Consider the following 8,689-nt stretch of genomic DNA (forward strand, 5'->3'; position numbering starts at 1 on the left):
TCCATAGGATTCTTTCTAATGATGGTTTGGTCGCTTTTCATTATAGATCTTATGGGACTTTTTTTCTACACAAAATAGGCTCCATAATATCTATAGGGGATTTACCCACTACAAATATTATAGAGCCAAATAAAAAGAATGTTTAGATAAAGAAAGCGAACAATGCTAGGATTTTGTTAAACGGAATTCTAAGTATTGTTCGCTTTTTGGGCTCCTTGTCAACTGTAGTGGGTTAAATAAAAGCTAAAATATGGAGAGGGCAATCGTTGTCCTCTCCATATTTTAGGATAGTTATTAATCCATTTTTCGATAAATGCGACCTTTTTGGGAGTCGTTTTCTTAAAGTTGATTGAAACAAGATATGAACAAAGAGGTTAGGAAAGTCAAAATAATTTTTAAAAATGTTTTAGAATTCGTAGCGTACTATTCTAAGTTCAATCTACTATAGCTCCCTTAGGTAACCATCTACGAATGAGCCTGTTGTGATTCTCGTTAGTTCCCCTTTTCCAAGAGGCGTAGGGATGTGTATAGTAGATATGCTCCTTAGAAAACACATCAGCCAAGCGGTTGAATTCGGCGCTATTGTTTGTCGTGATGGAAAGAATTTGATGCTGTTTTAAGATGAGTTTTAGAGCTTAATTGACTGACTCAACGCTTTTATTTGGGTGGTATTGAGCACTTACCATTCGTTATCCTCGAGAAATGTATTGTACTATGAAACAACTAATACGATAAGCTACAACGGATTTATTCTACAGAAAGGAAAAACTCCAGTTTTATTTAGAAGGATAAAAGGTAAATAACTTATATACAATTTATTTCGAATTTTTTTAAAATAAAACAAACTTTAAAGACAAAATAATAAAAATGAAGCGCCGATAATAATGCCAATCGTTTGAGTGATATTTTAAATATGATTTATTTTTAATGAGTTGAAGAATGAAAAGTATCAAGATGATTCAATAAAACCGAAGAAAATTAGAGGGTGAATCAAGTATAAATACTATATAAATGTTTTAGATGCATAAAAACTAAAAAAAGTTTGATTTAAGCGATAAATAGTTTGCATATTCCCAATAAAAAGTATAAAATTATACTTGGATAGCTTTGCCTGTGAATATAAACAATATGTGTTTTAGGTGAGCAAATTCAAAAAAAGGAGACAATAGAATGGATAAAAAATCATCCATGAGTCGTATCGAACGCCAGAAACGAGAAAAAGTTTTACGCTTTTCTATTCGTAAATATAGCTTTGGTGCGGCTTCAGTTGCTGTTGCAGCACTGATGTTTTTGGGTGCGCGCGTCGTTAGTGCGGATAGCGTAACACCTGTCGACCAGCCTCATGTAGAGGCTTTAACCCAAGATACTAGTCCGCTAGCATCGCAGGATAAGAAAGAGCTTGCTAGTTCTGTAAAAGTGGATACAGCTACTGCAAGTCAGCTTGTGGCACAGATCAAAGACCAGCTTCACGTCAAGGAAACTGCGAATGCAGATCTTTTGGTTACTGCCAAGGAAGAACTTGTTAAGGCTGAACAGACTCTCGCTGATTCAAAAGTGAGTCAAGAAGAAGTGGACGCTTTAGTAGCTCGCTTGACCAATGTTTTGGACCAGCTACGAGCAGTGGAAGTATCTCAAGGCAAAGAAGATAAAAATGGTGAGAGTACACAGGAAGCAACTCCGGAAATCAAGCCAGAAGTAGCGAAGCCAACTTCAGAAATTTCAGCTAAGTCTGAGGAAACTTCAGAAAATACCAATGCTGAGCAACTGGAAAAAGCTAAAGCTAGTCTCAAATTATCTATTGAACATTTGGAGCAGACTATCGCCCAAACACCTGAGAATGACTTGACACGTGAAATCTTGGAGAAAGCTATCGCCCAAGTTGCTGTAGCCAAGTCTGCATTTGGTGGTGTAGAAGTTAGCCTTCGTGATGTTGAGGATATGAATCGTGTCATCAAACGTAACGAAAGTTCTGTTATGATTGCACGTAATCGTTTGACTTCAGGTTCTCATGATCCACGTAATGGTCAAAGTATGGGACAGGGAACAGGTTTTAGAGCAAATGGTCAAATTAATCAAGGTGCTTTAACCAATATCAAGTATTTTGCTTCTGTCGATCCGAAAGAGAACGGTGGGCAAAAAACAATAAATGATAATCCGGAATTCACTAAAAATAAGACTGATATTAAGGCAACCTATGTACAAGATAGCGAAGGTAAATGGATCGTCTATGATGTCTTCTTCAATAATGATGGAAAAAGGATGACAAAGGCTTCATATCAGCAAGAATATTATTTCCAAGCTCCTTTTAATATCATGCACTCGTCTAACACGGTGAAAGATTTGAGTTTTACACGTTACCAAAATACTGGTGGTAGAAGACTTTCTGATGGGTTCCAAGGCTTTACTCCATATGGAAATACAGCCTATATACCTACATCTAAAGTATGGGAACAGAACTATAATATCTTTAATGGTGATAAACGAACAATCTATGATCCATCTTCTGGGGTAACTCGTGATAACCAAAGATGGTCTGTCTTCAAAAACAACGAGAAAGACCCTGTCTTAAATACTCTTACAAAAAATAAAAACGGTGGCTATCCAGGGGCATCATATTATTTTGGAGTTAAGACTGGACAAGAAAGTTCCGATTATGCAATGCACATGCATGCCAAGGTTAGACTAAGAGATGATGTTACTGCTGAAGAAGCAGCTCAATATGGTCGTGTTTATGCAGCCTCAGTGACATACGGAAGAACTACTAATCAGTCCTATATTATGGGGGCAACAGGCACTAGTTTACAAGCAGACCCAGAGGCACCAAAAGACCCAATTCAAGGTTTAACAGTTACAAAAACAGTAGGAGATTACGCAGGAGACCCAATAAATCCTGTATCTTCAGGTTATGTTAAACATGGAAAAGACGGAACTTTCCCTTCAGGTATGAGCTGGAGTTGGGCAGGTGATAATTCACCAAGTACAGCGCAAGCCGGAGTATTCAAGTATACTTCTATTGCCACTTATAAAGACGGCTCTAAATCAACTGACGCTAATTCAGGTTCAGATGGAACAGTTACATTAATCGTTAAACCTAAAAAACCAGCTATTACAACAGATGTTGCTAACAAAAAAGGTTTAACAGGTCAACAAATTACGGTTAATGTTGGAAGTGGAGTGCCAAACGGTTCGACAGTTAACCTTTACGATGGTGATACAGTTATCGGAACTGGAACAACTAATGGAGAAACTGCGACAGTTACAGTTACAGGAGCTCTACCAGGAAAACCTATTACAGCTGCAACAGTTGTAAATAATGGTGGAACAGTAACTTCTGATAAAAGTGAGCCAGTTACTCCAACAGAAGCACCAGACACACAAGCTCCAACATTAGAAATTTCACCAGCTAAGCAAACAGTAGTTGAAGGACAAACTGTAACATTCACAGTAACAGCAAGAGATGATAAACATGTTAATCTTAATGCTGATGATTTCACAACAAAATATGGTAGTAGATTGGTTAATTCACAAGCTAGTGCAACTAACGTGAAAGATACTGATACCGAAAAAGTAAGAACTATTACGATTACAACAACAGCAGAAGATGTTGGTAAGACTAATACAATTACTTTTAAAGCTACTGATAATGCAGGCAATAAAGCTAATGATGTAACATTTACTTTCGAAGTAACGCCGAGTGACAAGATTCCACCAACAATTGCAGCGGAAAGCGCGACAGTAACTAAAAACGAACCAATCACGCCAATTCCAGTAACAGCTGTAGATAATACAGGTGGGGTTGGAATGCGCGATAATAATCCAATAGAGGTAAGCAATTTACCACAAGGATTGAAATATGAAAAGGGTCAAATTACAGGAACTACGAACGCTAAGACAGGTTACTATACTGTAAAAATCAAAGCATATGATAAAAATAATAATGCTTCAGAAAAATCAATCAGAATTACTGTTCAAGATCAAGCTGACAAATACAATCCAACAGGCGATTCATTGACAGTAAACCAAGGTCAAGCAATTACAGATGAAGCAGTAAAAGCAAAAGTACAAAACTTTGGCCCTGGAACATTAACAGTAGAAAGCAAACCAACTTCAACTGCAACAGCAGGGGATGCAGGTAATGCTGTAGTTAAAGTTACATATCCAGATGGATCAAGTGATACTGTAAATGTACCAGTTACAGTAAAAGACGTAACAGGCCCAACAATTACAGCAGAAAGCGCAACGGTAACTAAAAACGAACCAATTACTCCAATCCCTGTAACAGCTGTAGATAATACAGGTGGTGTTGGAATGCGTGATAATAATCCAATTCAGGTAAGCAATTTACCACAAGGATTAAAATACGAAAATGGCCAAATTACAGGAACTACGAACGCTAAGACAGGATTCTATACTGTAAAAATTACAGCGTACGATAAGAACAATACGCCATCAACAAAAACAATAAGAATCACTGTTCAGGATCAAACTGACAAATACAATCCAACAGGCGAAACATTAACAGTTCCGTATAACCATAACATTACAGATGATGAAGTGAAGGCAAAAGTACAAAACTTTGGTCCAGGAACTTTAACGGTAGAAAGCAAACCGTCAACAAAAACATCAGGTAATGTAGGAAATGCTGTAGTTAAAGTTACATACCCAGATGGTTCACATGATACAGTAAATGTTCCAGTAGTCGTAGGACGTCCAAATAAAGATGATTACACACCTAAGTATGACGATGGAAGTGGCAAACCAGGAACATCAGTAGAGATTCCAGTAAAAGAAGCGAATGGTAAGAAAATTCCAGATGGAACAACTTACACAAGTGGCACACCAGGAATCACAGTAGATAAAGATGGTAAAGTCACTGTAACCATTCCAGCAGATAAGACTCCAGGTGAAGAAGTAACAGGAAAAGTTCTCGTAAGATACCCAGATGGATCAGAAGAAGAAGTCCCTGTAAAAGTAACAGTAACATCACCAGAAACACCAGTAACTGAAAAACCAGGTAAGATTGAAATTGATCGTAAACCAAATGGAGATGCGATTGTAACGCCTAAGAAACCAGATGGCTCAACATACCCACCAGGAACTACAGTAGAAATCCCAGGTGAAAATGGAACACCAATCAAGGTAACAATTGGCGACAATGGTTCAGGTGAAGTACCAAATGACAACCTTCCTAAGAAAGATGTCCCAGGTACAGGAACAGTAACAGAACCTAACAAGAAACCATCACAACCAGTAGATGTAACAACACCAGCTCAAAAGACACCAACACTAGATGTTGAACAAGATCCTAAGACAGGTGACGTTACAGTAACACCTAAGAAACCAGATGGCTCAACATACCCACCAGGAACTAAGGTAGAAATCCCAGGTAAAGATGGTAACCCAATCACTGTTACAATCGGTGAAGACGGTAAAGGTAAAGTACCAAACAGTGACTTACCAGACGGTAAAGTCCCAGGTACAGGTAAGATTACTGAACCAGGTAAACCAACAGTTGAAGTTCCAGTAGAAACTCCAGCTAAGGTAACACCAGAAACACCAACAACTGAAAAACCAGTTGCGATTGAAATTACTCGTAAACCAAATGGTGATGCGATTGTAACGCCTAAGAAACCAGATGGAAAACCATACCCATCAGGCAGCAAGGTAGTGATTCCAGGTGAAAACAACACACCAATCGAAGTTACGATTGGCGACAATGGTTCAGGTGAAGTACCAAATGACAATCTTCCTAAGAAAGATATCCCAGGAAAAGGAACAGTAACCGAACCGAACAAGAAACCATCACAACCGGTAGATGTAACAACACCAGCTCGTAAGACACCAACAGTAGATGTTGAACAAGATCCTAAGACAGGTGACATTACAGTAACACCTAAGAAACCAGATGGTTCAACATTCCCACCAGGAACTAAGGTAGAAATCCCAGGTAAAGATGGAAACCCAATCACAGTAACAATCGGTGAAGACGGTAAAGGTAAAGTACCAAACAGTGAATTACCAGACGGTAAAGTACCAGGTACAGGTAAGATTACAGAACCAGGTAAACCAGCTGTTGAAGTTCCAGTAACAACACCAGGTAAGGTAACACCAAATACCCCAACAACTGAAACACCAAGTGAGATTGAAATCACACGTAAACCAAATGGTGATGCGATTGTAACGCCTAAGAAACCAGATGGAAAACCATACCTACCAGGAACTACGGTAGAAATTCCAAGTAAAGATAAAGATGGAAACCCAACTACAATCACAGTCACAATTGGCGACAATGGTTCAGGTGAAGTACCAAATGACAACCTTCCTAAGACAGATGTCCCAGGTAAAGGTAAAGTAACAGAACCGAATAAGAAACCATCACAACCAGTTGATGTAACAACACCAGCTCGTAAGACACCAACAGTAGATGTTGAACAAGATCCTAAGACAGGTGACGTTACAGTAACACCTAAGAAACCAGATGGTTCAACATTCCCACCAGGAACTAAGGTAGAAATCCCAGGTAAAGATGGAAACCCAATCACAGTAACAATCGGTGAAGACGGTAAAGGTAAAGTACCAAACAGTGAATTACCAGACGGTAAAGTTCCAGGTACAGGTAAGATTACAGAACCAGGTAAACCAGCTGTTGAAGTTCCAGTAACAACACCAGGTAAGGTAACACCAAATACCCCAACAACTGAAACACCAAGTGAGATTGAAATCACACGCAAACCAAATGGTGATGCGATTGTAACGCCTAAGAAACCAGATGGTTCAACATACCCATCAGGCAGCAAGGTAGTGATTCCAGGTGAAAACAACACACCAATCGAAGTTACAATTGGCGACAATGGATCAGGTGAAGTACCAAATGACAAACTTCCTAAGAAAGATGTCCCAGGTACAGGAACAGTAACCGAACCGAACAAGAAACCATCACAACCAGTGGATGTGACAACACCAGCTCGTAAGACACCAACAGTAGATGTTGAACAAGATCCTAAGACAGGTGACGTTACAGTAACACCTAAGAGACCAGATGGCTCAACATTCCCACCAGGAACTAAGGTAGAAATCCCAGGTAAAGATGGAAACCCAATCACCGTAACAATCGGTGAAGACGGTAAAGGTAAAGTACCAAACAGTGAATTACCAGACGGTAAAGTTCCAGGTACAGGTAAGATTACTGAACCAGGTAAACCAGCTGTTGAAGTTCCAGTAACAACACCAGGTAAGGTAACACCAAATACCCCAACAACTGAAACACCAAGTGAGATTGAAATCACACGCAAACCAAATGGTGATGCGATTGTAACGCCTAAGAAACCAGATGGTTCAACATACCCATCAGGCAGCAAGGTAGTGATTCCAGGTGAAAACAACACACCAATCGAAGTTACAATTGGTGACAATGGTTCAGGTGAAGTGCCAAATGACAAACTTCCTAAGAAAGATGTCCCAGGTACAGGTAAGATTACAGAACCAGGTAAACCAGCTGTGGAAGTTCCTAATGTAACAACTCCAGCTAAGGTAACACCAGAAACACCAGAAACTGAAAAACCAGGTAAGATTGAAATTACTCAACAACCAAATGGAAATGCGATTGTAACACCTAAGAAACCAGATGGCTCAACATACCCATCAAAAACTACGGTAGAAATTCCAGGTGAAAATGGAACAACAATCACAGTCACAATTGGCGACAATGGTTCAGGTGAAGTGCCAAATGATAACCTTCCTAAGACAAATGTTTCAGGTACAGGTAAAGTAACCGAACCGAACAAGAAACCATCACAACCAGTGGATGTAACAACACCAGCTCGTAAGACACCAACAGTAGAGTTGAAACCAGATCCTAAGACAGGTGACGTTACAGTAACACCTAAGAAACCAGATGGCTCAACATACCCACCAGGAACTAAGGTAGAAATCCCAGGTGAAGATGGTCCAATCACTGTTGAAATCGGTCAAGATGGTAAAGGTAAAGTACCAAATGACAAACTTCCTAAGAAAGATGTCCCAGGTACAGGTAAAGTAACCGAACCGAACAAGAAACCATCACAACCAGTAGATGTAACAACACCAGCTCGTAAGACTCCAACAGTAGATGTTGAACAAGATCCTAATACAGGTGACGTTACAGTAACACCTAAGAAACCAGATGGCTCAACATACCCACCAGGAACTAAGGTAGAAATCCCAGGTAAAGATGGAAACCCAATCATCGTTACAATCGATGAAGACGGTAAAGGTAAAGTACCAAACAGTGACCTACCAGACGGTAAAGTTCCAGGTACAGCTAAGATTACTGAACCAGGTAAACCAACAGTTGAAGTTCCAGTAGAAACTCCAGCTAAGGTAACACCAGAAACACCAACAACTGAAACACCAAGCGAGATTGAAATCACACGCAAACCAAATGGTGATGCGATTGTAACGCCTAAGAAACCAGATGGTTCAACATACCCACCAGGAACTAAGGTAGAAATTCCAGGTGAAGATGGAACAACAATCACAGTAACAATCGGTGACAATGGATCAGGTGAAGTACCAAATGACAAGCTTCCTAAGAAAGATGTCCCAGGTACAGGAACAGTAACCGAACCTAATAAAAAACCATCACAACCAGTAGATGTAACAACACCAGCTCGTAAGACACCAACACTAGATGTTGAACAAGATCCTAAGA

1 protein-coding gene and 1 pseudogene are annotated in these 8,689 nt (G+C 39.5%); one reads left to right on the forward strand and one right to left on the reverse strand.

Going from position 1 to position 8,689, the window contains the following annotated elements; all coding sequences use genetic code 11:
• Positions 1-449: 449 nt before the first annotated feature.
• A pseudogene (locus tag QM867_RS10515) lies at positions 450-665 on the reverse strand (IS30 family transposase); the annotation flags it as partial.
• A gap of 505 nt (positions 666-1,170) precedes the next feature.
• Here QM867_RS10515 and QM867_RS10520 point away from each other — a divergent pair.
• Positions 1,171-8,689, forward strand: a 7,519-nt coding sequence (locus QM867_RS10520; protein WP_414315735.1) for a Rib/alpha-like domain-containing protein, incomplete at its 3' end; no start/stop codon positions are given.

The sequence above is a fragment of the Streptococcus infantis genome, assembly GCF_047463635.1.
GTDB classification, from domain to species: domain Bacteria; phylum Bacillota; class Bacilli; order Lactobacillales; family Streptococcaceae; genus Streptococcus; species Streptococcus infantis_W.